Here is a 26,687-nt window from a genome sequence, read left to right on the forward strand (position 1 = left end):
CCGCGCGCACCACCGTTCGCCCACCGCCGACCTGTTCGGCTGATCACTGGAGATCCATGTTCGACCGCAGCTCAGCTTTCGGAGACGTCCTCACCAGCCCGGCCGGCCGAGCCGTCCTGGAGGTGTTCCTGCCCGGGATCGCGGCATCGCCGATGGCGAAGCAGTTCACGAGCATCCGCCTCGGCCAGCTCTCGGCGATCGTCCCCGAGCTCGCCGACGACGAGGCGAAGGAACGCCTGTGGGCGGCGTTGGCCGAGGTCGACGACGGCCCGGACGCCCGAGCGCCCTACGGTCAGGCGATCGAGCCGGACACCGGCTACGAGGGCGAGGAGGTCGAACGCGGCTCGGCGGCCGTGACCGTGCCGGGCACCGTCCCGCAATACGGCGTCGTCGAGGTCCGCCTCGAGGGTCCGTCGCACGGCAACCCGTTCGTCGACGTCGAGCTCGGCGCGACGTTCACGAACGGCGCGCGTGAGCTCACCGTCGGCGGCTTCTACGACGGCGACGGTCGGTACCTCGTGCGGCTGCTCGCCGAGGAGCCGGGCGAGTGGACGTTCACCACGACCTCGACCGCGCGATCGCTCGACGGGATCACCGGGACGGTGACGGTCGGCGCCGCCGAGCCGGGTCACCACGGTCCGGTCCGGGTGGACGGGTTCCACTTCGCGCACGCCGACGGCACCCGGCACCGCCCGCTCGGGACGACCGCGTACGCCTGGACGCACCAGACGGAGGAGCTCCAGGAGGCGACGCTCGCCGCCCTGGCCGCCGCGCCGTTCACGAAGATCCGCATGTGCGTGTTCCCCAAGTCGTACCTCTACAACGCGAACGAACCCACGTCGTTCCCCGTCGTCGGTTCGCTGGCCGAGGGCTTCGACGTCGAGCGGTTCGACCCGACGTACTGGGCCAATCTGGAGCACCGCATCGCCCAGCTCGGGGCGCTCGGCATCGAGGCGGACCTCATCCTCTTCCACGCCTACGACCGGTGGGGCTTCGCCGATCTCGGCCCGGCCGTCGACGAGCGGTACCTCCGCTACGCGGTGCGCCGACTCGCCGCCTTCGCGAACGTGTGGTGGTCGATGGCCAACGAGTACGACCTGCTCTGGGCGAAGACGACCGACGACTGGGAGCGCCTGGCCGCGGTGGTCGGCGACGAGGACCCGCACGGGCACCTCAACTCGATCCACAATTGCCAGGGCTTCTACGACTACACGAAGCCGTGGATCACGCACTGCAGCGTGCAGCGGGTGGACGTGTACCGCACCGCCGAGAACACCGACCTCTGGCGGCAGCAGTGGGGCAAGCCGATCGTCATCGACGAGTGCGCGTACGAGGGCGACATCGACCAGGGCTGGGGCAACATCACCGGCGAGGAGATGGTGCGGCGGTTCTGGGAGGGCGCGATCCGCGGCGGCTACGTCGGCCACGGGGAGACGTACCTCAACGAGCGCGAGGAGCTGTTCTGGTCGAAGGGCGGACCGCTCATCGGCTCGAGCCCGGATCGCATCGCCTTCCTCGAGCGCATCTCGGCCGAGTCCCCGACGGGCGTGCTCGACCCGCTCCCCGGCGACTGGGACGTGCCGTGGGGCGGGGTCGCCGGGCGCTACGTCATCGGGTACTTCGGGTTCAACCGTCCGCGGTTCCGGAACGTGTTCCTTCCGGAGGGCGAGTTCCACGTCGACGTGCTCGACACCTGGAACATGACCGTGGAGACGCTGCCCGGCACGTTCTCGGGGACCGTCCGTGTCGACCTCCCCGGCCGGCAGTTCATGGCGGTGCGCCTCCGCCGCGTGGAGTGACCTCCGGTCGCTGAGCCGCCCCACCCGGTCGCTGAGCCGCCCTCCCCGCTCGCTGAGCCGCCCCATCCGGTCGCTGAGCCTGTCGAAGTGCCCCCGTTGACAGGTTTGTTCGGACCACTTACAGTTGTCGGGCATTCGCGCAACCTGCGTTGCGGTATGCGCAACCGCTCGACGACTGGAGTGCGACCCATGGACGACGGAACCGGCACCATCCTGCTGCGCAGCGTCCTCCGAGGAACGGCGCTCACGGCGCTGCTGCCGAGCTGGGTGACCGGTGGCGGGGGCGACGCGGTCCTCGACCGCCTGCGTGACGACGCCGTGATCGCCGAGCTCGAGCGGTCCTTCGCCGAACCGCCCGTCGCCGAGCGCATCGACTGGTCGACCGTCCGGATCGCCCAGGTCTCGCACCCCGATCTGCATGAGCTCGTCGGTCGCAGCATCGCCGACCTCGCCGCCGAAGCCGGCCAGTCACCGCTCACGGTCGTCTCGGATACGCTGATCGCCGACCGCCTCACCACGCTCGTCGACACCCGCGCCTGAGCACGTCCACCCGAGGAGACCATCGATGCTTCCCCTGCCAACGACCGTCCAGCAGCACGAGGGCGCGTTCACGCTCCGCGACACGACCGGCCTCGGCGGCGACCGTCGCTTCACGGCGGCGAGCCGCTGGTTGCGCGAGGTCCTGCAGGCGTCGACCGGCTACGACCTCGACGCCCGCATCGACCTGCGGACCGACAGCATCGCGTTCATCCACGAGGACGGCCTGCCCGCCGGTGGCTACCGCCTGACGGTGAGCGAGGAGGGCGTGCACATCGTCGCGTCCGACGCGTCCGGCGCCTTCTCCGGAGCGGTGACCCTCACCCAGCTCCTGCCGCCCGCCGTCAACCGCCGGGCGCTCGTGCCGGGTGTCGACTGGACGGTCCCGGCCACGACGATCGAGGACGCACCCCGCTTCGGTTGGCGCGGGGTCATGCTCGACGTCGCACGACACTTCCTCCCGAAGGCCGACGTCCTCCGCTTCATCGACCTCGCGGCACGGCACAAACTCAACGTCCTCCACTTCCACCTCACCGACGACCAGGGGTGGCGCATCCAGATCGACGCCTTCCCGAAGCTCACCGAGGTGGGCGGCTGGCGCACGGAGAGCCAGCACGGCGCCGCACGACACGCACCGGGTGACGGCCGGCCCCACGGTGGCTTCTACACGAAGGACGATCTCCGCGAGATCGTCGCCTACGCCGCAGCCCGCTCGATCACCGTCGTCCCCGAGGTCGACCTGCCGGGCCACGCGCGAGCCATCATCGCCGCCTACCCGGAACTCGCCGTCCCCGACGTCGCGCAGGACCCCGACGAGCCGTCGGTGTGGACGCGCTGGGGTATCAACGAGGCGATCCTCGACATGGGCGAGCCGACCGTCGACTTCTTCCGCACGGTGTTCGACGAGGTGATGGAACTGTTCCCCTCCACCTTCATCGGCGTCGGCGGCGACGAGGCGAAGAAGACCCGCTGGGCCGCGAGCCCGCGCACGCAGGCCCTCATGACCGAGCGCGGCCTCGCCTCGGTCGAAGAACTGCAGGCGTGGTTCATCCGTCAGCTCGAGACGCACCTGTCCGCCGCCGGCCGACGGCTCTACGGCTGGGACGAGATCCTCGAGGGCGGCGGGCTGCCGAAGGACGCGACCGTCGCCTCGTGGCGCGGTGAGTTCGGTGCGGTCGTGGCCGCGCGCCAGGGCTACGACGTCATCGCCTGCCCGGACGACCGCGTCTACCTCGACTACCGGGAGTCCGACGACCCGCGCGAGCCCATCCCGGTCGGCCCGCCGCTCACCGTCGCCGAGGTCTACACCTTCGAACCCGTGCCTGCGGAGCTGACGGAGGCGGAGGGCGCGCACGTCATCGGCGTGCAGGCGAACATCTGGACCGAGCACATGGACTCGGCACGGGTCATCGACTACCAGGCCTATCCGCGCCTCTGCGCCCTCGCCGAGGTGGCGTGGGTCGGTCGGGACCGCGACCTCGCGGGCTTCGAGGAACGTCTCGGGCAGCACCTGGCACGGCTCGACGCGCTCGGCGTCGAGTACCGGCGGGCCACGGGTCCGCTGCCGTGGCAGGAACGTCCGGACGCCGAGGGCCGGCCCTCCACGCGCGAGCAGCGCGCCGCCCTCGTCGAGGAGCTCACGAAGGACATCCGCGCCTAGCGCGCCGGTCCCCGAGCCTGCCCCTCGGTCCCTGAGCTTGTCGAAGGGCCCCGGTCCCTGAGCCGGCACGCCGGTCCCTGAGCCTGTCGAAGGGCCCCGGTCCCTGAGCCTGTCGAAGGGCGCCCGCACGCCCACTGTCCACCCAGCGCAACCCCCAGGTGTCGCGGAGGGTCGGCTGGAACACTGGCGACATGACCACCATCACGCTGACCAAGGGCGTCACCGCCTACCGTGCCGACCCGCCGAAGGGCGTCGAACTCCGCGGCGGGCTCGTCCTCATCCACGAGATCTGGGGGCTCGTCCCGCACATCATCGACGTCGCCGACCGCTTCGCCGCGGAGGGCTACATCGTCGTCGCGCCCGACATCCTGAGCGGCGCCGGCGTCACGCCCGAGATCGGCACGGAGCTGCAGGAGCTCGTCTTCAGTGGCGACGAGGCGACCCGCACGGCCGCGCAGCCGCGGTTCCGCGAGGCGCTGTCGGTGTCGAAGTCGCCGGAGTACGCCGAGGAGGCGCTCGGGTACCTCGGCAAGGCCGTCGACGTCCTGTTCGACGAGGACGGTGTCGACGGACGCGTCGCCGTGGTCGGGTTCTGCTTCGGTGGCGGGTACAGCTTCGCGCTCGCGGCCGCCGACCGCCGCATCCGTGCCGCCGTCCCGTTCTACGGGTACCCGCCGGAGCCCGAGGCCGTCACGTCGATCGCCTGCCCGGTGCTCGCGTTCTACGGCGACCAGGACGAGGACCTCATGAAGAGCCTCCCCGACCTCACGACCACGATGGAGGACGCCCGCGTGGAGTTCACGGCGACGGTCTACCCCGAGGCCGGACACGCGTTCTTCAACGACACGAACACGATCACCTACCGCGAGGACGCGGCCGCCGACGCCTGGGTGAAGACCCTCGCGTTCCTCGACACCTCGCTCGGCAACGCCTAGCCCCGAGCGATCCGCTTCCGTTCGCCCATTCTTGGGCGAAGCAACGCCCGCTCGCCCGAACATGGGCGAGCGGGCGTTCGTGTGGAGCGGTGGAGGCCTACGCGCCCTTGAGGCGCGTGGCGAGGTACGCGTAGAGCTCGTCGATCGCGACGCGCTCCTGCTGCATGCTGTCGCGGTCGCGGACCGTCACCGCGTTGTCCTCGAGGGAGTCGAAGTCGACCGTGACGCAGAACGGGGTGCCGATCTCGTCCTGACGGCGGTAGCGGCGACCGATGGCCCCCGAGTCGTCGAAGTCGATGTTCCAGGAGCCGCGCAGCTCGTCGCCGATCTGGCGGGCGAGCGGCGAGAGCGCCTCGTTGCGGGACAGCGGCAGCACGGCGACCTTCACGGGCGCGAGGCGCGGGTCGAGGTGCAGCACGGTGCGCTTCTCGATCTTGCCCTTGGCGTTCGGCGGCAGCTCCTGCTCCTCGTAGGCGTCGACGAGGAAGGCCATGAGCGCACGGGTCAGGCCGAACGACGGCTCGATGACGTACGGGATGTACCGCTCGTTCTTCGCCTGGTCGAAGTAGCTGAGGTCCTTGCCGGAGCTCTCGGCGTGCACCTTGAGGTCGTAGTCGGTGCGGTTCGCGACTCCCATGAGCTCGCCCCACTCGCTGCCGGCGAAGCCGAACTTGTACTCGATGTCGACGGTGCGCTTCGAGTAGTGTGCGAGCTTCTCCTGCGGGTGCTCGAACCAACGGATGTTGTCGGGCGTCATGCCGAGGTCGATGAACCACGCCCAGCAGAGGTCCATCCACGTCTGCTGCCACTCGTCGTCCGTGCCGGGCTCGACGAAGAACTCGATCTCCATCTGCTCGAACTCACGCGTCCGGAAGATGAAGTTGCCGGGGGTGATCTCGTTGCGGAACGCCTTGCCGATCTGGCCGATGCCGAACGGCGGCTTCTTGCGCGCCGTCTGCAGCACGTTCGAGAAGTTGGTGAAGATGCCCTGCGCGGTCTCCGGGCGCAGGTAGTGCAGGCCCGACTCGTCGTCGACGACACCGAGGAACGTCTTCAGCAGGCCGGACATCTGACGGATCTCGGTCCACTGGCCGATCTTCGACGGGTGCTCCGGGTCCGGGATGTCGGCGAGGCCGTTCTCCGGCGGGTGGCCGTGCTCGGCCTCGTACGCCTCGAAGAGGTGGTCGGCCCGGTAGCGCTTGTGGGTGATGAGCGACTCGGTCAGCGGGTCGCTGAAGACCTTGACGTGGCCGGACGCCTCCCAGACGGCGGTGGGGAGGATGACGGCGGAGTCGAGACCGACCATGTCGCCGCGGCCGCGCACGAAGGCGTTCCACCACTGCTTCTTGATGTTCTCCTTGAGCTCCACGCCGAGGGGCCCGTAGTCCCACGCCGACCGGGTTCCGCCGTAGATGTCGCCGGAGGGGAAGACGAACCCTCGGTGCTGCGCCAGGGTGACGACGGAATCGAGTCGGGACTGCTCTGCCATGTGGGCCTCTCCATGCCGCGGATCGCGGCGGTGTCTGCGGTGCTGACGCCTGGCTGGCGCCCGCTCCCGGAACCCTCCAATCCTACGGGCGCGTCGCTGAGCACCACCAAACCGAGGCAAGAGCGGCGGGCGCACCCCGTGGCCCATCGGCGCGCGCCTCCGCCGTGAAGCCGCCCGGCGGACTCGCCAAGTCAGCTCCCCGCAGGCCATGATCGTGAGGAGTGGCACGCCGGACAGCACGGCGGAAGGGACATCATGAGCTCGAGCGAGACACCGGGGACGGGCACACCTCCCACAGCGACGGGCACGACATCGACGGAGTCGCGGCGATCACGCACCGCAGCACGGCTCGCGGGCTTCCAGACGTCGGCCGTCCGGTTCGTCCGCGGGACACCCGTGAGCTTCGGGCTCGCGGCGATCATCCTGGTCCTCGCGGTCCTGACCGGTACGGCGACCGGCCCCGCTTCCACGGCGGTCCAGGAGCAGTGGGCCGCCGGGTTCGCGACGACCGTCGAGGCCGGGCACTGGTGGACGCCGCTCAGCGCCCTCGTGATCGCCTGGGACCCGTTCCAACTCGTGTTCGCGGTCCTCGGCGCCGTCGGGCTGCTCGGCGTCGCCGAACGCCTCATGGGTTCGCGGCGCACCCTCTGGACCTTCCTCGTCCTCGGGGTCGCCGGCACCCTCGTGGGTATCGGCCTGCAGGCGATCGGGGCCGCGATCGGCGAACTCTGGGCGATCACCGTCGAGTTGGACCTGACCCTCGATCCCTTCGTCGGCATCGTCGGCGCCCTCCTCGCGGCGAGCGCCTTCGCCCTCCCCCTCTGGCGGCGGCGCATCCGGGTGATCACGATCGGGTTCATCCTCATGTTCGTGCTCTACAACGGCGACACGACCGACGTGTACCGGCTGATCGCCGCCATGCTCGGGCTCGTGCTCGGGCGGGTGCTCGCGCGGGCCCTGGGCCGGCAGCGCACCCGCTGGAACCGCAGCTCGCACCAGGAGACGAGGACCCTGCTGGCGGCGACGATCTCGGTGTCGGCGATCGGGCCGCTCATCTCGATCATCTCCCCCAACGCGATCGGCTTGCTCTCCTACCTCGGGAACGTGTTCAGCGACACCGTCCCGGACTACGACGAGGTCATGGGCCGGTGCGCCGCGAGCTTCACCGACGAGTGCAACCGTGAGATCGCGATCGCCAGCCAGGCCGGGACGGGGTCCCTCGTCCTGACCTTCGTGCCGCTCGTGCTCCTCGTCGTCGCGGCGATCGGCCTGCGCAACGGCCGGCGGTTCGCGCTCATCCTGACGATCGTCGTCAAGTTCGCCCTCGCCGTCATCGGCGCGTTCGCGTTCGTGTACGCGCTCCGCTTCGACCAGAACGGGACGGACCTGTGGGAGATCCTGCTCTGGGGTGCCGCCGCGCTCGTCGTCCCGTTGGCGCTCGCCCTCCTGCTCATCGCCCAGCGCCGGCACTTCCAGGTGCGGGCGCCCCGTGACGCCCGTCGCGAGTTCGTGTTCACCGTCGTCTTCGCGTTCGTCGTGCTGCTCCTCGGCGAGCTGCTCATCGGGTGGATCAACCGCGCCACGTTCCTCCCGGAGCCGGCCGGCCTCGCCACCCTCCTCTCCGACGTGCCGCGACGGTTCCTGCCGGGGGTGTTCCTCGGCTCGCTCGGAAGCCCCACCTTCCCCACGGACGGGCTCACCGTGTTCGCGTTCGAGTGGGTCGGCCCCATCTTCTGGGCCGTGTTCCTGCTCGCCATGCTCCGGCTGTTCGCTGCGACCGGGCCGACGACGCACCAGGGTGACGGCGCCCGCATCCGGCAGCTCCTCAAGCAGGGCGGCGGCGGCACCATGGGGTTCATGGCGACCTGGCCGGGCAACGACTACTGGTTCGCCGAGGACGGCCGCAGCGCGGTCGCCTACCGGGTGATCAACGGGATCGCGATCACGATGTCCGATCCGATCGCGCCGGGTTCCGACGGCCGCTCCACGATCCGCGGGTTCGCCGAGTTCTGCGACGCGAACAGCTGGATCCCGGTGTTCTACAGCGTGCACGAGCAGTACCTGCCGGTGTTCGCGGAGCTCGACTGGCAGGTCATGTCGGTCGGCGAGGAGACCCTCATGCACCCGCCGACCTTCGAACTCACGGGCAAGCCGTGGCAGAAGGTGCGGCAGGCGCTCAACCGCGGCATCAAGGAGGGGCTGACGACGCTCTGGACCACCTGGGACGAGCTGCCGTTGGCGATGGTCAACGAGATCACGTCGATCTCCGAGCAGTGGGTGGCGGAGAAGGAGCTCCCGGAGATGGGCTTCACGCTGGGTGGCATGGAGGAGCTGAAGGACCCGGAGGTCGCCCTCATGCTCGCGATCGGGCCCGACGGACGTCTGCAGGCGATCACGAGCTGGTTGCCGTCGTACCGCGACGGCCGCGTCGTCGGGTGGACGATCGACTTCATGCGCCGCGCCGACGGCAGCCTGAACGGGGTCATGGAGTTCCTCATCGCCTCGGCCGCGCTGCACATGCGCGAGACGGGGGTCGAGGTGCTGTCGCTCTCCGGCGCACCGCTGGCGACGAAACCGCTCCGGCCGGGTGAGACGCCACCGCCGGCGACCGCGATGACGCGCCTGATGGACTTCCTCGCGAAGACCCTCGAGCCCGCGTACGGGTTCTCCTCGCTGTTCCGGTTCAAGGCGAAGTTCAACCCGACGTACGAGACCATCTACATGACCTACTCGGACCCGCTCGCGCTCCCGATCATCGGCACGGCCGTCGGCAAGGCCTACCTCCCCGACGTCTCCCCGAAGGAGGCCATCGCGCTCGTCCGCACCCTCAGCCGCTGAGCCGAGCTTGCCCCGCCACCGGCGGTGGGGCGAGTGACTCGCCCTCGAGGAAGGGACCCTTCACGAGTTCGTGACGGAGCTCGCCGAGCGTGCCGTCGAGGCGGCCGACGAGCGTCTCCACCCCCATGCGTCCGAGTTCCGTGGCGGGGAGCAGGGTGACGGCGAGCGCCGGATCGGCCGCCTCCGACACCTCGCGCGTCGAGCCGATGAGGACGACGGACAGCTCATCCGGGATCGAGACGCCGAGCTTGCCCAGTTCGCTCACGAGCCCGAGGGCAGCCCGGTCGTTGAGGACGAGGATCGCCGTGACCTCGGGAGCCTCGGCCACGAGGGTCGCCGCGAGCGCGCGACCGCCGGCGGGGTCCGGGGCGCACCGGAGGGTCCGGCCGCGGAGGCCGCGCTCGTCGCAGACGGCGTGGAACGTCTCCTGCACGCGCACGACCGGGCCGTAACCGTCGAGCCCCTCGCGTTCCACCTCCTCGACGAGGACGAACTCCCGATGCCCGAGCTCTTGGAGCCGGTCGATCGACTGCTCCACCATGCCCTCGAAGTCGACGTCGACGTAGTCGAGGCCGGAGGGGTCGCGGGTGCGGCCGATGAGCGTCAGCGGGGTCCGCGCCGCCAGCAACCGGTCGACCCGGTGGTCGTCGAGGCGCACCTCCATGAGGATCACGCCGTCGATGAGGCCGTCGGAGGTGAGTCCACGGAGGGCCTCGGGGTCGCTCGGTTCCGGCCAGAGGACCACGGTGTACCCGAGCTCGGAGGCCGCCTCGGCGGCACCGGTGAAGAAGCGGGCCGCGGTGTCCGACAGGCGGTGCTGCAGGACGGGGAAGAGCAGCGCGATCATGCGGGTACGGCGGCTCGCGAGCGCCCTGGCGACCGCGTTCCGTCGGAAGTCCAGCTCGACCATGGCCGACTCGACCCGGAGGCGGGTGGCCGGGGACACGGGCTTGGAGTCGTTGACGACGAACGAGACGGTGGCGACGGAGACTCCGGCGAGCCGCGCGACGTCCCGCATCGTTGCCATGGGTCCCCGCTCACGTGCTCTGGTGTCCGGCAAGTCTCTCACGGATCACGATTCGGTAAACCGGTTAAATTCGTCCTTGACGGCGGACGGAGACGCAGGCATGCTGGTTTCCGAAGCGCGCAGTAAACCGGTTAACTTCCGGCCGTGCGCGATCCGACCTCGACCGGCGAAGGAGCCGCGAAGATGCCTGCAGCCACCACCGTCGACGACCGTCCGGCGCAGCCGCTCCGCGTCGCGATCGTCGGATACAGCTTCATGGGATCGATCCACGCCCAGGCCTGGACCACCGCCCCGCGGTTCTTCGACCTCGGCCCCGGCGTCGAACTCGTCGCCGTCAGCGGTCGGGACGCCGGAGCCGCCCGTGCCTTCGCCGACCGATTCGGCATCGCCGACGTCGAGACCGACTGGCGCACCCTTCTCACCCGGGGCGACGTCGACGTCATCGACATCTGCACGCCGGGCCACCTCCACGCCGAGATCGCGATCGCCGCGCTCGACGCCGGCATCCACGTCCTCTGCGAGAAGCCGCTCGCCAACACACTCGAGGAGGCGGAGCGGATGGTCGCGGCCACCGAACGCGCCGCGACCCGGGGCGTGCAGGCGATGGTCGGCTTCAGCTACCGCCGCACCCCGGCACTCGCCTACGCGCAGCGCCTCGTCGCCGACGGCCGGCTCGGCACCATCCGCCATATCCGCGCGCAGTACCTGCAGGACTGGATCGTCGACCCCGACTTCCCCCTCGTCTGGCGGTTGGACGCCGAGCAGGCCGGCTCCGGAGCGCTCGGCGACCTGGGTGCCCACATCATCGACCTGGTCGGCTTCGTGACGGGGCAGGAGCTCACCGGGGTCAGCGCCCTCAGCTCGACCTTCGTCACCGAACGTCCACTCCCCGACGCGTCGAGCGGCCTCAGAGCCACCGCGACCGCCGCCACCCCGCGCACCGGCACGGTCACCGTCGACGACGCGGTCGTGTTCATCGGCCGGACGGACGGCGGGGCGCTCGCGACGTTCGAAGCCACCCGCTTCGCCACCGGCCGGAAGAACGCGATGCGCCTCGAGGTGGACGGCTCCGACGGCTCGATCACGTTCGACTTCGAGCGCATGAACGAACTCGAGTTCCACGACCACACCCTCCCGGCGGAGGAGGCCGGCTTCCGGCGCATCCTCGTCACCGAGCCCGGCCACCCCTACGCGGGCGCCTGGTGGCCGGCCGGGCACGGCCTCGGCTACGAGCACACCTTCGTCCACGAGGTCGCCGACCTCGCCCGCGACCTCGCCGCCGGCCGGCGACCCGAGCCGGGCTTCGCCGACGGCCTCCGCGTGCAGCGCATCCTCACCGCCGTCGCCGAGAGCGCCGCGGCGAACGCCGGCTGGGTCACGCTCGATCACTGACCACCCCGCCCGACCACCACCGACCGATCCGACGACCATCCACCGCACCACGATCAGCACCGCACCACGATCACCACTCACCAGGCAAAGGAGCCATGACATGCGATCCACGACCACCCGCGACACGAAGCAGCGCCTCATCCGGCGGCCGCACGTGCTCGGTTCGCTCGCGATCCTCGCGATCACCCCGTTCGCCCTCACCGCGTGCAGCGGCGGCGGTGGCGCTGCGGCCGGCGGCGACGCCGACACCCTGACGATCCTCGACTACTACAACAACGAGCCGGACAAGACCCTCGTCGGCGAAGCCCTCGACCGCTGCGCCACGGAGCTCGACGTGAAGATCAAGCGCGAGAACGTCCCCGGCAAGGACCTCATCCAGAAGGTCCTGCAGCAGTCGTCGTCCAAGACGCTGCCGGACGTGCTCATGCTCGACAACCCGGACGTGCAGGAGATCGCGGCGACCGGCGGTCTCTCGCCGCTCAGCGACTACGACGTCGACACCTCCGGCTTCGCGAAGGGCATCCTCGACGCCGCGAGCTACGAGGGCGAGGTGTACGGCCTCGCACCGACGGTCAACACCCTCGGCCTCTTCTACAACGAGGACCTCCTCGCCGCGAAGGGCATCACCCCGCCCACCACGTGGGACGAGCTGAAGACAGCGGCGGCCGCACTCACCGAGGGCGACACCTACGGGCTCGCGTTCAGCTCCATCGCCACCTACGAGGGCAGCTGGCAGTTCCTGCCGTTCATGTGGACCAACGGGGGCGACGAGACCGACCTCACCACGCCGGCGGTCGCCGAGGCCCTGCAGCTGCAGGTCGACCTCGTGGACTCCGGCTCCGCGTCGAAGAGCGTCATCAACTGGTCGCAGGCCGACGTCAACGACCAGTTCATGGCCGGCAAGGCCGCGATGATGATCAACGGCCCGTGGCAGATCCCGGCCCTCAGCGCCGACACGGACCTCAAGTACGGCAGCGTGCAGGTTCCGGTGAACAAGGCCGGTCAGACGCCCGTCGCCCCGCTCGGTGGCGAGGTCTGGACCGTCCCGGTGACCGGGAACAAGGACAAGCAGGCGAAGGCGGCGAAGTTCGTCGAGTGCATCTCGAGCGACGAGAACCAGCTCGCCCTCGCCGAGGCCCGCTTCACCGTCCCGACGAAGACGGCCCTGGCCGAGCAGTACGTCGCCAAGGTGCCCGAGATGGCCGCGTTCACCGAGCAGGTCGCCAACGCCCGCTCGCGCACCGGTGAGCTCGGCGAGGAGTGGCCCGAGGCCGCGACCGAGATCTACACCGCCATCCAGCTCGCCCTGACCGGGCAGGCGACGCCTGAAGAGGCGTTCAAGCAGGCGGCCGCGGGCTGATCCCGATGAGCAGCGGCATCGCCGGAGCCTCGCTCCAGGACCGGAAGACCGACCGACGTCCCGACGGCACCGACGGGGGTGCGCCCCTGAAGCGCACCCCTGCCGGGGCCGCCCGCCGGCGCCGACGCGTCCGTCGGGAAGACCTCGTCAAGCTCGGCTTCGTCGCCCCGGCAGCGCTCTACATCGTGCTGTTCTTCGGCTACCCGGTCGTCAAGAACGTGACGATGAGCTTCCAGGAGTACACGACGAAGACCTTCTTCACGGGCGAGGCACCGTGGGTCGGGTTCGCGAACTACGTGACCGTGTTCAGCTCCCAGCTGTTCACCCCGGCGCTCCTCAACACGGCGCTGTTCACGGTCGGCTCCATCGCCGGTCAGTTCGTGATCGGGCTCGCCCTCGCGGTGTTCTTCAAGCGACGCTTCCCCCTGAGCTCGTTCCTCCGGGCGATGCTGCTGCTCCCCTGGCTCCTCCCCCTGATCGTGTCGAGCGCCACCTGGCGGTCGATCCTCGATCAGGACAGCGGTGTCCTGAACACCGCCCTCGGCACCATCGGCCTCGGCGGGGTCCCGTGGTTGACCAGTCCTTCGGTCGCCCTGTTCGCGGTCGTCCTCGTGAACATCTGGATCGGCATCCCGTTCAACGTCACGATCCTCTACGGAGGCCTGCAGGACATCCCCGACGAACTGTACGAGGCCGGTGCGCTCGACGGCGCGACGGGGTGGAAGGCCTTCCGCCACATCACGTGGCCGAACCTCCGCCCGGTGGTGAGCGTCGTGCTCGTGCTCGGCGTCGTCTACACGATCAAGGTGCTCGACATAATCCTCGGCCTGACGAACGGCGGCCCGGCGAACGCCACCCAGACGCTGTCCGTGCGCTCGTACCAGGAGTCGTTCGTGAACTTCGAGTTCGGCGTCGGCGCCGCGTTCAGCAACATCCTGATCGTCATCTCGCTCCTCTTCGCGATCGTCTACCTCCGCGTCAACCGACGCGCGGTCGACGAGTAAGGACACCGACCCCTCATGACCACGACCAGCATCGTGACCGGCGGCCGACAGACCCGTCGCTTCGCCCCGGTCGGCCCGTCGCGCCGCCGCGGCGACCGACGGCGCCTCGGCTCCACCGTCCTCGGCGTCCTCATCCTCGCGATCATGCTCTTCCCCGTCTACTGGATGGTGAACGCGTCGCTGCAGCCGTCGGGCAACACCCTCACCGGCGACTTCTTCCCCGTGAACCCGAGCTTCGCCGGGTACGAGAAGGCGATCGCCGACCAGGGCGGGCACCTCGTGACGAGCCTCGTCATCTCGCTCGGGACCGTCGTGCTGACCCTCGCGATCGCCGCACCCGCGGCCTACGCGCTCGCCCAGTTCCGGTTCCGGTGGATCAGCGTCGCCCTGCTCGTGATCCTCATCGCGCAGATGATCCCCGGCATCGTGATCGCCAACGCCCTGTACTCCGCCTACAACGACCTCGGCCTGCTCAACTCGATCCCCGGGCTGATCCTCGCCGACGCGTCCCACGCCATCCCGTTCGCGATCCTCATCCTGCGGGCGTCGATGCAGACCATCCCGCCCTCGATCGTCGAGGCGGCACGCGTCGACGGCGCCGGGCTCGTGCGGGCGTTCGTCTCGATCGTCCTACCCGTGAGCCGCAACGTGCTCATCACCGCCGGACTGTTCGCGTTCCTGTTCTCCTGGAGCGACTTCCTGTTCGCGCTGACCCTGACGACGACCGAGGACGTGCGCCCCGTGACCCTCGGGATCTACCAGTACCTCGGCTCGCAGGTGTCGAACTGGAGCGCCGTCATGGCGACCGCGGTCCTCTCGTCCCTGCCCGCCATCATCCTGCTCGTCATCGCCCAGCGCTTCATCGCCGCCGGGGCGACGGGCGGCGCCGTCAAATGACCGACCAGCACGCAGACACCCTCTCCGACCACGCAACGCATCCTCGAAGGAGCACCACCATGTCCGACAGCACCACCCCCGTCCGCGTCCTCGTCTGGGGCGAGAACCGTCACGAACAGATCGAGGAGAAGGTCCGCGCGATCTACCCCGACGGCATGCACACCACCATCAAGGAGGGCATCGAGGAGCACCTCGGCGCCGACGCGGTCGTCACCACCACGACGCTCGACGAACCCGAGCACGGCCTGACCGAGGAGGTCCTCGCCGCGACCGACGTGCTCGTGTGGTGGGGTCACGCCGCGCACGACGAGGTCGCCGACGAGGTCGTCGAACGGGTCCACCAGCACGTCCTCGCCGGCATGGGGCTGCTCGTGCTGCACTCCGGCCACTGGTCGAAGATCTTCGGCAAGCTCATGGGCACCACGTGCACGTTGCGGTGGCGGTCGGAGGAGGATCGGGAGATCGTGTGGACGGTCGATCCGACCCACCCCATCGCCCAGGGTGTCCCCCACCCGTTCATCATCCCCGCGCAGGAGATGTACGGCGAGTTCTTCGACGTCCCGGCCCCCGACGAGCTGATCTTCCTCTCCACATTCACGGGCGGCGAGGTGTTCCGCTCCGGCATGACCTACAAGCGCGGCTTCGGCAAGATCTTCTTCTTCTCCCCCGGCGACCAGGACTACCCCGTCTACCACCACGAGCACGTCCGGCGCGTCCTCGCGAACGGCGTCCGGTGGGCGCACACGCTGCGGCCTGAGCGCGCGGTGCCGGTCCTCCTGCGGTACGAGACCGAGGACTTCTACAACGGTCGCGGCTACGAGGGAGCGCTCGAACGATGAGTGCGCCTGTCGACGGTGGTTTCGCGGTGCTCGCCGACGCGGCGGCCCCGGTGCGGCTCGTCCTCGTGGGCGCGGGCGGCATGGGCCGGGCCTGGCTCCGGACGATCCTCGCGAACCCCGACACGGAGCTCGTCGGCGTCGTCGACCTCGACACGGCCCTCGCCGAGTCGGCCGTCGCCGAGGCCGGGCTGCAGGTGGGTCCTGACGGTGTCGTCGTCGGGACCAGCGTGTCGGTCGTCGCCGAAGCCACCGGGGCGCACGCGGTCGTGAACGTCACCGTGCCAGCCGCGCACCATCCGGTGAACACCGAGGCGCTCTTCGCCGGGCTGCCCGTGCTGTGCGAGAAGCCGATCGCGCCCACGGTGGCGCAGGCGCTCTCCCTGGCCGCCACGGCGGAGGCGAGCGGACAGCTGCTGATGACGAGTCAGTCGCGCCGCTACTACGCGTCGATCGCCGCATTCCGGGAGCAGGTCGCCTCGCTCGGCCGCCTGGGCTCGGCGACCACCGAGTTCTTCAAGGCGCCGCACTTCGGCGGGTTCCGCGAGGAGATGCCGCACGTGCTGCTCGTCGACATGGCCATCCACGCCTTCGATGCCGCCCGCTACGTCCTCGGAAGCGACCCGATCGCCGTGTACTGCGAAGAGTTCAACCCCGCCTGGAGCTGGTTCTCGGCCGACGCCGCCGCCACCGCGGTCTTCGAGTTCGCAGACGGTGTCCGATACACCTACAGCGGCAGCTGGTGCGCGGACGGCGTGGAGACGTCGTGGAACGGCAACTGGCGCGTCAACGGCGAGCACGGCACCGCGGTCTGGGACGGCGACTCCGCGCCCCGGCGGCAGCTCGCGCCGACGGACGGGGTAGCCGCCGAGGTCGAGACCGCGACGCTCGAAGCCGACGTGCCGGAGGAGATCGCCGGTTCGCTCGTCGAGTTCGTCGGAGCGATCCGGACGGGACGGGTCCCCTCGGGCGAGGTCCATGCGAACGTCCTGAGCCTCGCGATGGTCGAGGCCGCCGTACGGTCCGCGGAGACCGGCGCGCGGGTGTCCATCGCTGACGTGCTCGCCCAGGCGCACGTGCAGGCACTCGAGGCCGAACCGCGCGACGACGTCCGAGCGGCGCTCGTCCCCACCAGCTGAGGTGGGGCGGGTCGTCGTCGTCGCGTGCTGCGGACGACGATCCGCCTCAGCTCACCACGTGCCGTCCTGGAGGTTGCGGGCCACGCTCAGGCTGAAGGCCCGCCAGAGGCCGGAGTGACCCGGCGTCCGCGCGGCCCTGCTCGGCCACCCCGCGAAGCGCGCGACGCGGGCGAAGCCGGCCTCGTGCCACACCGGGTCGGTCTTGCGGAAGCGATTCGGCTGCCAGACGACCGGCCGCTCCGGCAGGTTGCCCGAGGCCGGCGCACGCTTCGCCCGGATCCTCGACAGGGTCTCCGGCTCGGGCACGTGCTCGCCCACCCAGTCGAGCACGTCGAGCTCTGGCGAGTCGCCGTACCGGGACCGGTGGATGCCGACCACCCGGAACAGCGCCGTCCGTCCGTTCGGTGCGGTGAACGCGAGGACGTCGCCCGGTGTCAGGTCGTCCTCCACATGGCGCCACGATCGGCGGAGGCGTTTCGGCGCGGGCTGCGGGCCGAGGAGCTGCTCGCGCAGGCGCTGCAGGGCGGCGGTGCGGCGGGTGAGTTCGGTCCGGCCCGCCTCCGCCCACAGCTCCAGGTCGGCTCCCCGATCGATCGCCGCGATCGCCCGCGCCCGCACCTCGGGATCGAGTCGCCCCACCTCGCTCTGCGCCGCCGCGAGCGGGATCCACAGCTCACCGTCGTCGCGGTCCACCAGGTGGGCGAAGGAGGCGATGGTCCGTCGCGTCGCCTCCTCGTCGGGCACCCGGTCTTGCACGAACTCGCGGTACTCCGTGCGGATGTCCGACGCCGTGTCGTTCGAGAAGATCGCCGTACCCCATGCGCCCATCCCGGCATCCTCGCAGACCACGCCCATCCGCGGCCAGGTCGGGCCCATACGATGGACGGAGCCCGACTCCGAGACGAAGGACGCTGCATGCCATCCCGCCCCACCAAGTTGATCCCGCCGACCTTCTCCCGCACGCCGTCGCTCGACGCCGAGACGGTCGAGTTGGAGGTGGCGATCGACTTCCCCGAGGGCGTCGAAGCCATCGGTCTCGCCGTCGCCCCCGCGCTCGACGGCGTACACGACGAGATCCCCGCGGCCCTCGGCCTCGACCGGGCGGCCCTGACCCGCGCCGGCTTCACCGGCGAGCTCGGCCAGACGCTCGTGATCCCCAGCCAGGACGCACCGACGTTCATCGCGGTCGGTGTCGGCGCCCCCGCGAAGCGCACCGCCGCCGCACTCCGCGACGTCGCCGCCGCCTTCGCCCGCGCCGCGTCCTCGTTCGCGACCATCGGCCTCGACGTCGCGCACGCGTTCGACCTCGACGCCGCGTCGGCCGGACAGCTCGTCGTGGAGGGCGCGCTGCTCGCCCGCTACCGCTACACCGAGCTCAAGCGCGAGGCGAAGCGCACGCCGCTCGTCGCACTCCACCTCGTCGCGGCCGGCGACGACCTCGCGGACACCGCGACCGGCGCCCACCGCGGCGAGGTCCTCGCCCGCTCGGCGAACCTGGCCCGCGACCTCGCGAACACCCCGCCCGGTCACCTCACGGCGACGGACCTCGCCCAGGTCGCGCAGCTCCTCGGCGCCGCCAACGGCTTCGACGTGGAGGTCTTCGACAAGGACGCGCTCATCGAGCTCGGCCTCGGTGGTCTGCTCGGCGTCAACGCCGGCAGCCTCGAAGAGCCCCGCTTGATCAAGCTGCGGTACACGCCGAAGGACGCCGACGGGTCGCCGGTCGAACCGGCCGGGCACCTCGCGCTCGTCGGCAAGGGCATCATGTACGACTCGGGCGGCATCTCGCTCAAGCCCTCCGACCCGTCGCACGCCGCGATGAAGATGGACATGGCGGGCGCCGGCGCGATCCTCTCCGCCATGACCGCGCTGGACGAGTTGCACTGCGCGAGCAGCGTCACGGCGTTCCTCATGTGCACGGACAACATGCCGTCCGGCTCGGCGACGATGCTCGGCGACGTGCTGACGTTCCGCAACGGCACGACCGTCGAGATCAAGAACACGGACGCCGAGGGTCGCCTCGTCCTCGCCGACGGCCTCAGCCTGGCGGTCGAGGAGGGCCCCGACGCGATCGTCGACATCGCGACGCTGACGGGCGCCGCGATCATGGCGCTCGGCACGAAGACCGCCGCGGTGCACGGGACCGAGCAGGGCATCGTCGACCGGACGCTCGCCTCGGCGAAGGCCACCGACGAGCAGCTGTGGCAGCTGCCCCTCGAGCGCAGCTACCGAAAGCAGCTCGACTCCGACGTCGCCGACCTCGCCAACATCGGTGGCCGCTACGCCGGTTCGACGCTCGCCGCACTGTTCCTCGCCGAGTTCGTGGGCGACGTGCCGTGGGCGCACCTCGACATCGCCGGGACCATGCTCGTGGAGTCCGACGAGTCGTGGCGTTCGAAGGGCGCGACCGGCTACGGCACGCGTCTCCTCGTCGACCTGGCGCTGAACTTCAGCGCCTGACCCGCGGGCGGTCGGTCCCTGAGCTCGTCGAGGGCTCAGGGACCCGCCGACCCCACCCGCACCCCGGTCCTTGACCGCTTCCACCCCGGTCCCTGAGCTTGTCGAAGGGCCCGCGTTGCCGTTCCGGCAAGAAACCACCGTCTGACGCCCGGCGCAGGGCAGGCTGGGCGGATGACCTCCGAGCACGAGCCCACCCTCACCGATCCCGCCGAGTTCTGGGAGGACCGTTACCGCAGCCGTGGTCAGGTGTGGAGCGGCCGGCCGAACGCCGCCCTCGAGCGCGAGGTGGGCGACCTCCGCCCCGGCACCGCGCTCGAGCTCGGGAGCGGCGAGGGCGCCGACGCGGTCTGGCTCGCGCAGCAGGGCTGGTCCGTCACGGCGGTCGACATCTCCCCGACCGCGCTGGCCCTCGGCCGCTCCACCGCGGAGGCCGCCGGGGTCGCCGACCGCATCACCTGGATCGAGGCCGACCTCGCCGCGTGGGAGCCGTCCGGCGGCTTCGACCTCGTCGCCGCGACGTTCCTGCATTCCCCGGTCGCGTTCCCGCGTGAGGAGGTCCTCCGTCGCGCCGCTTCGGCCGTGGCTCCCGGCGGCACGCTCCTCGTCGTCGGGCACGGCGGTCCGCCGCCCTGGAGCACCGGGCACCTCGGGCACGCCCACTTCCCCACGCCGGAGGAGGTGCATGCCTCGCTCGAACTCGACGCCGCCGAGTGGGAGGTCCACACCTCGGCGCTCGTCCCGCGCGCTGCGGTCGGGCCCGGCGGCGAGCCGGCCGAACTCGACGACAGTGTCCTCCACCTCCGCCGCCGTCCCTAACTCAGGACACCCCCGGCGCGTCGCGCCGCCCGACCGGCGTGTCGCGCCCGACACGCCGCAGCACTCCTGAGTTCGGGACAGAACCACACCTGCCGGGCACCCGGACCGACACCCGTTCCCGCCGTCCCGAACTCAGGAGCGTCCCGGCGCGTCGCGCCGCCCGACCGGCGCGTCGCTCCCGACACGCCCCGACACTCCTGAGTTAGGGACAGAACGGCAGCGTTCAGCGTCGCGGCGGCGCGCCCACCGATCCGCGCTCGATGAGCGTCTGGGCGAGCACGAACTCCTCGGCCTCCGAGCCCGTCCCACCGATCCGGGCGATCAGCCGACGCGCGGACTCCGCACCGAGCTCGTAGATCGGCTGGGAGACGACGGTGATCGGGGGCGTCGTGAGGCTCGTCCAGTCGGCGTCGTCGAAGGCGATGAGCGACACGTCGCCAGGGATCGCCAAGCCGAGTTCCCGGATGGTCCGGAACACGGCCGAGCCGACGAGGCTGTCGGAGGCGACGATCGCCGTGACGGCATCGGGACCGTCGAGGACCCGCCGCGTGATGACGTCGATCCCGTCCGCGCGGGCGTTGAGGTGGACGAAGGAGGCGGGATCCTCGACCCCGGCCTCGCCGAGCGCCGCCGTGAACCCGTCGATGCGGTCGCCCACCGAGGAGGACCCGACGACGTCGCCGGAGACGTAGGGGTGCTCGTGGGCGAGCGTCGACACGAAGGCGATGCGCCGGTGACCGGCGGCGAGGAGGTGCCGGGTCGCCGTCGCCGCCCCCGAGGTGTTGTCGGCGACGACCGTGTCCGCCTCCATGCCTGCCGCGCGGCGGTCGAGGAGCACCACGGGCCGACCTTCCGCGAGCGCCGTTTGTAAACTTCTCGTTTCGATCGAGGAGGCCGGGGTCACGATGAACCCGTCCACGCGCTTGTCGAGGAGCAGCTCGATCGCGGCCGTCTCGGCGTCGATCTCCTCGTCGGAATTGGCGAGGATGAGGTCGAATCCGGCGGCTTGCGCGACGTCGGAGATCCCTCGGGTGGCTCGGGCGAAGAAGGGGTTCTCGATGTCACCGATGACCACCCCGATGGTGTTCGACTTCCCCGTGTTCATGCTCTTCGCGAGGGCGTTGGGGCGGTAGCCGAGGCGTTCGGCGGCAGCCTGCACGCGGTCCCTGACGTCCTCGCTCACGGCCCCGTAGTCGCCGAGCGCTCGGGCCGCCGTGGCCTTGGAGACCTTGGCGGCTTTCGCGACGTCGGACACCGTCGCCTCGCGCCGTCCGGTAGCCGGATCCGTTGCCATGTGCCCTCCGATGGGGTTCTGCTTCGTCGTTGACGTCGTTCCGGAACCAGGGTACTGTCCTGGACAACCTGTTGAGACCGGTCTCAAGCTACTCGATTGAGACCGGTCTCACCAGCAGAACGACAGCAACGGAGCTGACGGCGTCCACAAGACACGAGCCGACGGTTCCCTCCACGCACCACGAACTCCTCCCCATGATTGGACTCGCCGTGACGAATCGCTCCACCCTCCGCAGGACGGCCCTCCTGGCCGTCGCTGCGGCGACCGCCCTCATCCTCTCCGCGTGCTCCGGTGGTGCCGGCGCCGCGAGCAGCACCGAGGACAACCCCTACGGGCTCATCACCCCCGGACAGATCCGCGTCGCCAGCCTCGGCGACTCGAAGCCGTACACCTTCACGGATGCCGACGGGACGTTCACCGGATTCGACGTCGAACTCTTCACCGACGTCGCCAAGCGGATCGGGATCGACGACGTCGTCTTCACCGGCCAGGACTTCTCCGGCCTGCTCTCCGCCGTCGCGAACGGCCAGTTCGACGTCGGCGTCGCCGCCATCGGCATCACCAAGGAACGCGAGCAGACCGTCGACTTCTCCGACGGCTACCTCGCCGGATACCTCACGGTCATGGCGTCGAAGGACTCCGGCATCACCGATGCGGACAGCCTCGAGGGCAAGCGCCTCGGCGTCGTCCAGGGCACGCTCCAGGAGGCGTACGCGGTCAAGAACTTCACCAAGACCGAACTCGTCCGCTTCCCCGACAACAACTCGGCGATCTCCGCGGTCAACAGCGGCAGCATCGACGCCCACTTCCTCGACTACGAGGCGGCGAAGGAGTACGCGGCCCAGTACGGCCTCGTGAACGCCATCGACATCCCCTCCTTCGACGCACCGGCCGGCTTCGCCATCGCGAAGGACAAGCCCGAGTTCAAGAAGGCCCTGGACAAGGCCCTCGCCGAGGCGATGGAGGACGGCACCTGGAAGAAGCTCTACCAGAAGTGGTTCCCGGGCTCCCCGATGCCCGAGCAGTACCTCCCGAAGGCGGAGCAGACGTCCAGCCCCAGCCCGAGCGCGTCCGAGTAGCCCCCAGCCCCGTCTCGTGGTGCGGGTCGCACACCGGCCCGCACCACACCATCCCACCCCTCAGGAGCAGACAGCATGGACTGGCTCGACAGCATCATCAAGACCTTCTTCGACTTCGACGCGATGTGGCAGGTGTTCCCGCAGCTGCTCGGCGTGGGACTCGTCAACACCCTCGTCATCTCGATCGCCGCCACGGTCATCGGCGTCGTCCTCGGCATGATCATCGCGATCATGGGCATCTCGCCCTCGCGGTGGCTCCGGGTGCCCGCGCGGATCTACACCGACGTGTTCCGCGGCCTCCCGGCGATCCTCACCATCCTCCTCATCGGCCAGGGCTTCGCCCGCTTCAGCCAGCAGCTGTTCGGCCCCTCCCCCTACCCCCTGGGCATCCTCGCCCTCAGCCTCATCGCCTCCGCCTACATCGGCGAGATCTTCCGCGCCGGCATCCAGAGCGTCGACCGCGGCCAGCTGGAGGCCTGCCGGGCGCTCGGCATGAGCTACGGCAAGGCCATGCGACTCGTGGTGGTGCCGCAGGGCATCCGCCGGGTGCTGCCGGCACTCGTCAACCAGTTCATCGCCATCGTGAAGGACTCGAGCCTCGTCTACTTCCTCGGGCTCCTCGTCAGCGAGCGCGAGCTGTTCCGGGTCGGTCAGGACGCCGCCGTCCTCACCGGCAACCTCTCGCCGCTCGTCATGGCGGGTCTGTTCTACCTCGTCATCACCGTGCCCCTCACCCACCTCGTCAACTTCTTCGACAACCGCTTCCGCACCGGGCGCCGCAAGGCCACCCCGCCGAAGAGCGGCCTCGACGAGCTCGACGAGGTGCAGCCACCCCTGCCAGCCACCACCGGGAGCAACACATGACCTACACCTCTCCCCTGCCCGTCACCGACGGACACTTCTACCGCGGCTCCAGCCTGGAGCTCCGCGACGTCTCGATGGCGTACGGCGACATCCAGGTCATCCGCGAGGTGAGCATCGACGTGGAGCCCGGCACCACGACGTGCATCATCGGGCCGTCCGGTTCCGGGAAGTCGACGCTGCTCCGCGGGGTGAACCGGCTGCACGAGCCCACCTCCGGAGACGTGCTCCTCGCCGGTGAGAGCGCCCTGAAGATGAAGCCCGAGCGGCTCCGGACGCGGGTCGGGCTCGTGTTCCAGCACTTCAACCTGTTCCCCGACCACACCGCACTGGAGAACGTCGCCCTCGCGCTGCGGAACGTGAAGGGGATGTCGAAGAGCGAGTCGCTCCGGGTCGCCGCGGCACGGCTGGACGACGTCGGGCTGGGCGAACGGTCCGACCACCGACCCCGCGACCTCTCGGGCGGCCAGCAGCAGCGGGTCGCGATCGCCAGGGCCCTTGCGATGGAACCCGAGGTCATGCTGTTCGACGAGGCCACGAGCGCGCTCGATCCTGAGCTCGTGAAGGGCGTCCTCAACCTCATGGCCGGGCTCGCGCAGCGCGGCATGACGATGCTCGTCGTCACCCACGAGATGGGCTTCGCGCGCAAGGTCGCCGACCAGGTCCTGTTCATGGACGAGGGTCGCGTCGTCGAGGCGGGCACGCCATCACAGCTGTTCGACGCACCGCAGAGCCCGCGCCTGCAGCGCTTCCTCTCCGAGGTCCTCTGATGGCGGCGCGCGTCACCGGCGCGATCCGGACGGGCGTCATCGGCTTCGGCACCTCCGGCGCGGTGTTCCATGCGCCGTTCCTCGCGGCGGATCCGGCCTACTCGCTCGACCTCGTCGTGACCTCCGACCCGGATCGGCGGGCCGAGGCGCTCGGCCGGTACCCGGGCGTCCAGGTGGTGTCGACGGCCGAGGAGCTCTTCGCCCGGGCCGACGAGCTCGACCTCGTCGTCATCGGCTCGCCGTCCGGCACGCACGCCGCGCTCGCGACAGCCGCCCTGGACGCCGGCCTGCACGTCGTAGTGGATAAGCCGTTCGCCGTCACCGCGGCCGAGGGCCGGGCCGTCGTCGACCGCGCGGCGGCGGTCGATCGACTCGTCACCGTCTTCCAGAACCGCCGATGGGACGGCGACTTCCTGACCGTGCGGCAGCTGCTCGACGAGGGCGCGCTCGGGCGTGTCCACCGCTACGAGTCACGCTTCGAGTGGTGGAAGCCGGACCCGCCCGCATCGTGGAAGACGGTCGCCACCGCGGCGGACGGCGGCGGCATCCTCTACGACCTCGGTACGCACGTGATCGACCAGGCGATCCAGCTGTTCGGGGAGGTCGAGGACGTCCACGCCGAGCTCGGGGTCGTCCGGCCGGGGGCGGTCGCCGACGACGACGCCTTCGTGGCCCTCCGGCATCGATCCGGCGTGCGCTCGCACCTGTGGATGGGGTCGCTCGTCGCCCAGGCGGGCCCCCGGTTCCGCATCCTGGGGTCCTCCGGCGCCTACACCTCGTGGGGACTCGACGGCCAGGAGCCCGCGCTCAAAGCCGGCGCCGATCCCCGCGACGAGGGGTTCGGGCGGCGCGACCCGTCGGGCTGGGGCTCGATCGGCGTCGACGGCGCGACGGAGCCCGTCCCGATGGCCGACGGCGACTACGCCGCCTTCACGCGCCTCCTCGCGACCGCGCTCCACGACGGCGGTCCGCCACCGGTCGATCCGGCCGACGCGATCGCCGTCCTCGAGATCATCGAGGCCGTCCACACGGCCGCAGCAGCTTCAGCACGCAGTACTCCAGAACAGAAAGAGCAGACAGCATGAGCACCAGCACCCAGACCAGCCGTCGCGTCGTCGTCATCGGCGGGGGCATCCTCGGAACGTCCAGCGCCGTCGCCCTCGCCCGCCGTGGCGCCGAGGTGACCCTCGTGACCGACCGGTCCCTCGCCAGCGGCGCCTCCGGGCGGTCGCTCGCCTGGCTGAACTCCGCGGCCCGCCGCTCGAGCGAGTACCACGCGCTCCGCGTCCTCGGGATCGACCGCTGGCGGACCTTCGCCGCGCAGGTGCCGAGCGCGGACTTCCTCCGCTTCGACGGCGGGCTCATGTGGGCGCCGGAGGGCGAGTCCTACGCCGACACCTTCGCGTACGAACGCGGCATCGGCTACGACGCCCGGTGGTTGGCGCCGGAGGACATCGCTTCGGTCACACCCGGTGTGGACCCGGCCGCCGTGGCCGCCGAGGGTGCGATCTTCAACCCGGGCGAGGGGTGGGTCGAACTGCCGTCCGTCATCGAGATCCTGTCCCGCGAGTTCGTCGCCCGCGGTGGACGGATCGTGACGGACGCCGGAGCCGAGATCGCTTCGGCCGGTGGCCGCGCGGTGGGCGTGGTCCTCGCGAACGGCGACCGCATCGACGCCGACGCGGTCCTGCTGGCCACGGGTCCGGACGTCCCGGCCCAGCTCGCCGCGCTCGGCATCACGATCGGTGACCAGAGCCCGGCCGCGTTCGTCGCGTTCACGAAGCCGGCCGCCTCGGAGCTCGTCGCCGTGCTCAACACGCCGAAGGTCGCCGTCCGCCGCACGAGGGACGGCGGCTTCGCCCTGGACTCCGCGTGGTCGGAGGAGGAGATCGAGGTTCGGGACGACGGCTCGCTGCACATCGCGGACTCGACGGTGGAGCGGCTGCTGGCCGAGGGCTCACGGGTGCTCGCCGGCAGCCCGAGTCTCGAGCTCGACCACATCGGCGCCGGGTACAAGCCGATCCCGGGCGATGGTGAGCCGGTCTTCGGCGCGGTCTCACAGCTGCCGGGCCTGTTCACGGCGTTCAGCCACAGCGGGGCGACGCTCGGGCTCATCGCCGGTGAACTCCTCGCCGACGAGATCGTCGACGGCGAACCCTCCCCGCTCCTCGCGACGTTCCGCCCCGAGCGGTACGCCGACTCGCCCGTCCCCGCGTAGGTCCGGTCGGTTCACCACTCAGGACGACCCCGGCCGTCCCCAACTCAGGAGACCTCCGGTGTGTCACCGTCGCTCCAGCCCGACACGCCGCCGAAGTCCTGAGAAAAGTCATGACACACCGCACCGGTCCTGAGTTGTGAACATCACCCCCCGCCCCAACTCAGGAGACCTCCGGTGTGTCACCGTCGCTCCAGCCCGACACGCGGCAGGACTCCTGAGATAGGTCAAGACACACGGCGCCGGTCCTGAGTTGTGAACCCCGCGCCGTCCCACTGT

At 70.4% G+C, this 26,687-nt stretch carries 22 protein-coding genes; 18 read left to right on the top strand and 4 right to left on the bottom strand.

The window, feature by feature from the left end; all coding sequences use genetic code 11:
* The first annotated feature begins 56 nt into the window (after nucleotides 1-56).
* The 4 genes from ASE44_RS12125 to ASE44_RS12140 all read left to right on the top strand — a co-directional run bounded on the left by ASE44_RS12125 (nucleotide 57) and on the right by ASE44_RS12140 (nucleotide 4,931).
* Nucleotides 57-1,799: a DUF5605 domain-containing protein gene (locus tag ASE44_RS12125; protein WP_056780152.1), complete on the top strand. Its 1,743-nt coding sequence runs from the start codon at nucleotides 57-59 to the stop codon at nucleotides 1,797-1,799.
* 189 nt (nucleotides 1,800-1,988) lie between these two features.
* Nucleotides 1,989-2,339 carry a hypothetical protein gene (locus ASE44_RS12130; RefSeq protein WP_056009871.1) on the top strand — a complete coding sequence of 117 codons (351 nt, stop codon included), beginning with the start codon at nucleotides 1,989-1,991 and terminating at the stop codon, nucleotides 2,337-2,339.
* A gap of 25 nt (nucleotides 2,340-2,364) precedes the next feature.
* Nucleotides 2,365-3,996 carry a beta-N-acetylhexosaminidase gene (locus ASE44_RS12135; RefSeq protein WP_056780154.1) on the top strand — a complete coding sequence of 544 codons (1,632 nt, stop codon included), beginning with the start codon at nucleotides 2,365-2,367 and terminating at the stop codon, nucleotides 3,994-3,996.
* 191 nt (nucleotides 3,997-4,187) lie between these two features.
* A complete protein-coding gene (locus ASE44_RS12140; protein ID WP_056009875.1) occupies nucleotides 4,188-4,931 on the top strand; it encodes a dienelactone hydrolase family protein in 744 nt (247 codons plus the stop codon).
* Nucleotides 4,932-5,028: 97 nt separating this feature from the next.
* On the opposite strand, the gene ASE44_RS12145 is transcribed toward ASE44_RS12140, so the two are convergent.
* The gene (locus ASE44_RS12145) at nucleotides 5,029-6,420 is read right to left on the bottom strand and encodes a glycine--tRNA ligase (protein WP_056009877.1); all 1,392 of its coding nucleotides are present in this window, start codon (nucleotides 6,418-6,420) and stop codon (nucleotides 5,029-5,031) included.
* Nucleotides 6,421-6,675: 255 nt separating this feature from the next.
* On the opposite strand from ASE44_RS12145, the gene ASE44_RS12150 reads away from it, so the two are divergent.
* The gene (locus ASE44_RS12150; protein WP_056780157.1) at nucleotides 6,676-9,258 is read left to right on the top strand and encodes a bifunctional lysylphosphatidylglycerol flippase/synthetase MprF; all 2,583 of its coding nucleotides are present in this window, start codon (nucleotides 6,676-6,678) and stop codon (nucleotides 9,256-9,258) included.
* Here the strand turns inward: ASE44_RS12150 and ASE44_RS12155 are convergent.
* Complete coding sequence (locus ASE44_RS12155; RefSeq protein WP_235522596.1) at nucleotides 9,248-10,285, bottom strand: LacI family DNA-binding transcriptional regulator; 1,038 nt, start codon at nucleotides 10,283-10,285, stop codon at nucleotides 9,248-9,250. The genes ASE44_RS12150 and ASE44_RS12155 overlap by 11 nt on opposite strands.
* A gap of 183 nt (nucleotides 10,286-10,468) precedes the next feature.
* On the opposite strand from ASE44_RS12155, the gene ASE44_RS12160 reads away from it, so the two are divergent.
* From ASE44_RS12160 to ASE44_RS12185, 6 genes are all read left to right on the top strand, one after another.
* Nucleotides 10,469-11,677, top strand: coding sequence for a Gfo/Idh/MocA family protein (locus ASE44_RS12160; protein ID WP_056781160.1), 1,209 nt, complete (start codon nucleotides 10,469-10,471; stop codon nucleotides 11,675-11,677).
* A 100-nt stretch (nucleotides 11,678-11,777) separates the two neighbouring features.
* Nucleotides 11,778-13,037: an ABC transporter substrate-binding protein gene (locus ASE44_RS12165; protein WP_082455986.1), complete on the top strand. Its 1,260-nt coding sequence runs from the start codon at nucleotides 11,778-11,780 to the stop codon at nucleotides 13,035-13,037.
* Between the two features lie 5 nt (nucleotides 13,038-13,042).
* A complete protein-coding gene (locus ASE44_RS12170) occupies nucleotides 13,043-14,041 on the top strand; it encodes a carbohydrate ABC transporter permease (RefSeq protein ID WP_056009881.1) in 999 nt (332 codons plus the stop codon).
* 15 nt (nucleotides 14,042-14,056) lie between these two features.
* On the top strand, nucleotides 14,057-14,938 hold the full coding sequence (locus ASE44_RS12175) for a carbohydrate ABC transporter permease (RefSeq protein ID WP_056780160.1): 882 nt from the start codon (nucleotides 14,057-14,059) through the stop codon (nucleotides 14,936-14,938).
* Nucleotides 14,939-14,997: 59 nt separating this feature from the next.
* On the top strand, nucleotides 14,998-15,777 hold the full coding sequence (locus tag ASE44_RS12180; protein WP_056009885.1) for a ThuA domain-containing protein: 780 nt from the start codon (nucleotides 14,998-15,000) through the stop codon (nucleotides 15,775-15,777).
* Complete coding sequence (locus ASE44_RS12185) at nucleotides 15,774-16,913, top strand: Gfo/Idh/MocA family protein (RefSeq protein WP_082455987.1); 1,140 nt, start codon at nucleotides 15,774-15,776, stop codon at nucleotides 16,911-16,913. The genes ASE44_RS12180 and ASE44_RS12185 overlap by 4 nt, the downstream gene beginning before the upstream one ends.
* 51 nt (nucleotides 16,914-16,964) lie before the next feature.
* On the opposite strand, the gene ASE44_RS12190 is transcribed toward ASE44_RS12185, so the two are convergent.
* Complete coding sequence (locus ASE44_RS12190; protein WP_056780163.1) at nucleotides 16,965-17,741, bottom strand: hypothetical protein; 777 nt, start codon at nucleotides 17,739-17,741, stop codon at nucleotides 16,965-16,967.
* 87 nt (nucleotides 17,742-17,828) lie between these two features.
* Between ASE44_RS12190 and ASE44_RS12195 the strand changes: the two genes are divergently transcribed.
* Nucleotides 17,829-19,373: a leucyl aminopeptidase gene (locus ASE44_RS12195; protein ID WP_056780166.1), complete on the top strand. Its 1,545-nt coding sequence runs from the start codon at nucleotides 17,829-17,831 to the stop codon at nucleotides 19,371-19,373.
* Between the two features lie 171 nt (nucleotides 19,374-19,544).
* The gene (locus ASE44_RS12200; RefSeq protein ID WP_056780169.1) at nucleotides 19,545-20,189 is read left to right on the top strand and encodes a cyclopropane-fatty-acyl-phospholipid synthase family protein; all 645 of its coding nucleotides are present in this window, start codon (nucleotides 19,545-19,547) and stop codon (nucleotides 20,187-20,189) included.
* A 223-nt stretch (nucleotides 20,190-20,412) separates the two neighbouring features.
* Here the strand turns inward: ASE44_RS12200 and ASE44_RS12205 are convergent, their stop codons facing one another.
* Nucleotides 20,413-21,483 carry a LacI family DNA-binding transcriptional regulator gene (locus tag ASE44_RS12205; protein ID WP_056780171.1) on the bottom strand — a complete coding sequence of 357 codons (1,071 nt, stop codon included), beginning with the start codon at nucleotides 21,481-21,483 and terminating at the stop codon, nucleotides 20,413-20,415.
* Between the two features lie 209 nt (nucleotides 21,484-21,692).
* Between ASE44_RS12205 and ASE44_RS12210 the strand changes: the two genes are divergently transcribed.
* The 5 genes from ASE44_RS12210 to ASE44_RS12230 all read left to right on the top strand — a co-directional run bounded on the left by ASE44_RS12210 (nucleotide 21,693) and on the right by ASE44_RS12230 (nucleotide 26,411).
* On the top strand, nucleotides 21,693-22,562 hold the full coding sequence (locus ASE44_RS12210; RefSeq protein ID WP_235522597.1) for an ABC transporter substrate-binding protein: 870 nt from the start codon (nucleotides 21,693-21,695) through the stop codon (nucleotides 22,560-22,562).
* A 75-nt stretch (nucleotides 22,563-22,637) separates the two neighbouring features.
* The gene (locus ASE44_RS12215) at nucleotides 22,638-23,426 is read left to right on the top strand and encodes an amino acid ABC transporter permease (protein ID WP_056009897.1); all 789 of its coding nucleotides are present in this window, start codon (nucleotides 22,638-22,640) and stop codon (nucleotides 23,424-23,426) included.
* The gene (locus ASE44_RS12220; protein ID WP_056780178.1) at nucleotides 23,423-24,193 is read left to right on the top strand and encodes an amino acid ABC transporter ATP-binding protein; all 771 of its coding nucleotides are present in this window, start codon (nucleotides 23,423-23,425) and stop codon (nucleotides 24,191-24,193) included. Before ASE44_RS12215 ends, ASE44_RS12220 begins: the two co-directional genes overlap by 4 nt.
* Nucleotides 24,193-25,278: a Gfo/Idh/MocA family oxidoreductase gene (locus ASE44_RS12225; protein ID WP_056780181.1), complete on the top strand. Its 1,086-nt coding sequence runs from the start codon at nucleotides 24,193-24,195 to the stop codon at nucleotides 25,276-25,278. Before ASE44_RS12220 ends, ASE44_RS12225 begins: the two co-directional genes overlap by 1 nt.
* Nucleotides 25,275-26,411 carry an FAD-binding oxidoreductase gene (locus ASE44_RS12230; RefSeq protein WP_056780183.1) on the top strand — a complete coding sequence of 379 codons (1,137 nt, stop codon included), beginning with the start codon at nucleotides 25,275-25,277 and terminating at the stop codon, nucleotides 26,409-26,411. The genes ASE44_RS12225 and ASE44_RS12230 overlap by 4 nt, the downstream gene beginning before the upstream one ends.
* The last annotated feature ends 276 nt before the right edge of the window (nucleotides 26,412-26,687 follow it).

This window comes from Plantibacter sp. Leaf1, assembly GCF_001421315.1.
GTDB lineage: Bacteria > Actinomycetota > Actinomycetes > Actinomycetales > Microbacteriaceae > Plantibacter.

What these genes read in the sequence shown, in the direction of transcription:
- ASE44_RS12125 (WP_056780152.1), top strand. Translation starts at nt 57, where the DNA reads ATGTTCGACCGCAGCTCAGCTTTCGGAGACGTCCTCACCAGCCCGGCC.
- ASE44_RS12130 (WP_056009871.1), top strand. Translation starts at nt 1,989, where the DNA reads ATGGACGACGGAACCGGCACCATCCTGCTGCGCAGCGTCCTCCGAGGA.
- ASE44_RS12135 (WP_056780154.1), top strand. Translation starts at nt 2,365, where the DNA reads ATGCTTCCCCTGCCAACGACCGTCCAGCAGCACGAGGGCGCGTTCACG.
- ASE44_RS12140 (WP_056009875.1), top strand. Translation starts at nt 4,188, where the DNA reads ATGACCACCATCACGCTGACCAAGGGCGTCACCGCCTACCGTGCCGAC.
- ASE44_RS12145 (WP_056009877.1), bottom strand. Translation starts at nt 6,420, where the DNA reads ATGGCAGAGCAGTCCCGACTCGATTCCGTCGTCACCCTGGCGCAGCAC.
- ASE44_RS12150 (WP_056780157.1), top strand. Translation starts at nt 6,676, where the DNA reads ATGAGCTCGAGCGAGACACCGGGGACGGGCACACCTCCCACAGCGACG.
- ASE44_RS12155 (WP_235522596.1), bottom strand. Translation starts at nt 10,285, where the DNA reads ATGGCAACGATGCGGGACGTCGCGCGGCTCGCCGGAGTCTCCGTCGCC.
- ASE44_RS12160 (WP_056781160.1), top strand. Translation starts at nt 10,469, where the DNA reads ATGCCTGCAGCCACCACCGTCGACGACCGTCCGGCGCAGCCGCTCCGC.
- ASE44_RS12165 (WP_082455986.1), top strand. Translation starts at nt 11,778, where the DNA reads ATGCGATCCACGACCACCCGCGACACGAAGCAGCGCCTCATCCGGCGG.
- ASE44_RS12170 (WP_056009881.1), top strand. Translation starts at nt 13,043, where the DNA reads ATGAGCAGCGGCATCGCCGGAGCCTCGCTCCAGGACCGGAAGACCGAC.
- ASE44_RS12175 (WP_056780160.1), top strand. Translation starts at nt 14,057, where the DNA reads ATGACCACGACCAGCATCGTGACCGGCGGCCGACAGACCCGTCGCTTC.
- ASE44_RS12180 (WP_056009885.1), top strand. Translation starts at nt 14,998, where the DNA reads ATGTCCGACAGCACCACCCCCGTCCGCGTCCTCGTCTGGGGCGAGAAC.
- ASE44_RS12185 (WP_082455987.1), top strand. Translation starts at nt 15,774, where the DNA reads ATGAGTGCGCCTGTCGACGGTGGTTTCGCGGTGCTCGCCGACGCGGCG.
- ASE44_RS12190 (WP_056780163.1), bottom strand. Translation starts at nt 17,741, where the DNA reads ATGGGCGCATGGGGTACGGCGATCTTCTCGAACGACACGGCGTCGGAC.
- ASE44_RS12195 (WP_056780166.1), top strand. Translation starts at nt 17,829, where the DNA reads ATGCCATCCCGCCCCACCAAGTTGATCCCGCCGACCTTCTCCCGCACG.
- ASE44_RS12200 (WP_056780169.1), top strand. Translation starts at nt 19,545, where the DNA reads ATGACCTCCGAGCACGAGCCCACCCTCACCGATCCCGCCGAGTTCTGG.
- ASE44_RS12205 (WP_056780171.1), bottom strand. Translation starts at nt 21,483, where the DNA reads ATGGCAACGGATCCGGCTACCGGACGGCGCGAGGCGACGGTGTCCGAC.
- ASE44_RS12215 (WP_056009897.1), top strand. Translation starts at nt 22,638, where the DNA reads ATGGACTGGCTCGACAGCATCATCAAGACCTTCTTCGACTTCGACGCG.
- ASE44_RS12220 (WP_056780178.1), top strand. Translation starts at nt 23,423, where the DNA reads ATGACCTACACCTCTCCCCTGCCCGTCACCGACGGACACTTCTACCGC.
- ASE44_RS12225 (WP_056780181.1), top strand. Translation starts at nt 24,193, where the DNA reads ATGGCGGCGCGCGTCACCGGCGCGATCCGGACGGGCGTCATCGGCTTC.
- ASE44_RS12230 (WP_056780183.1), top strand. Translation starts at nt 25,275, where the DNA reads ATGAGCACCAGCACCCAGACCAGCCGTCGCGTCGTCGTCATCGGCGGG.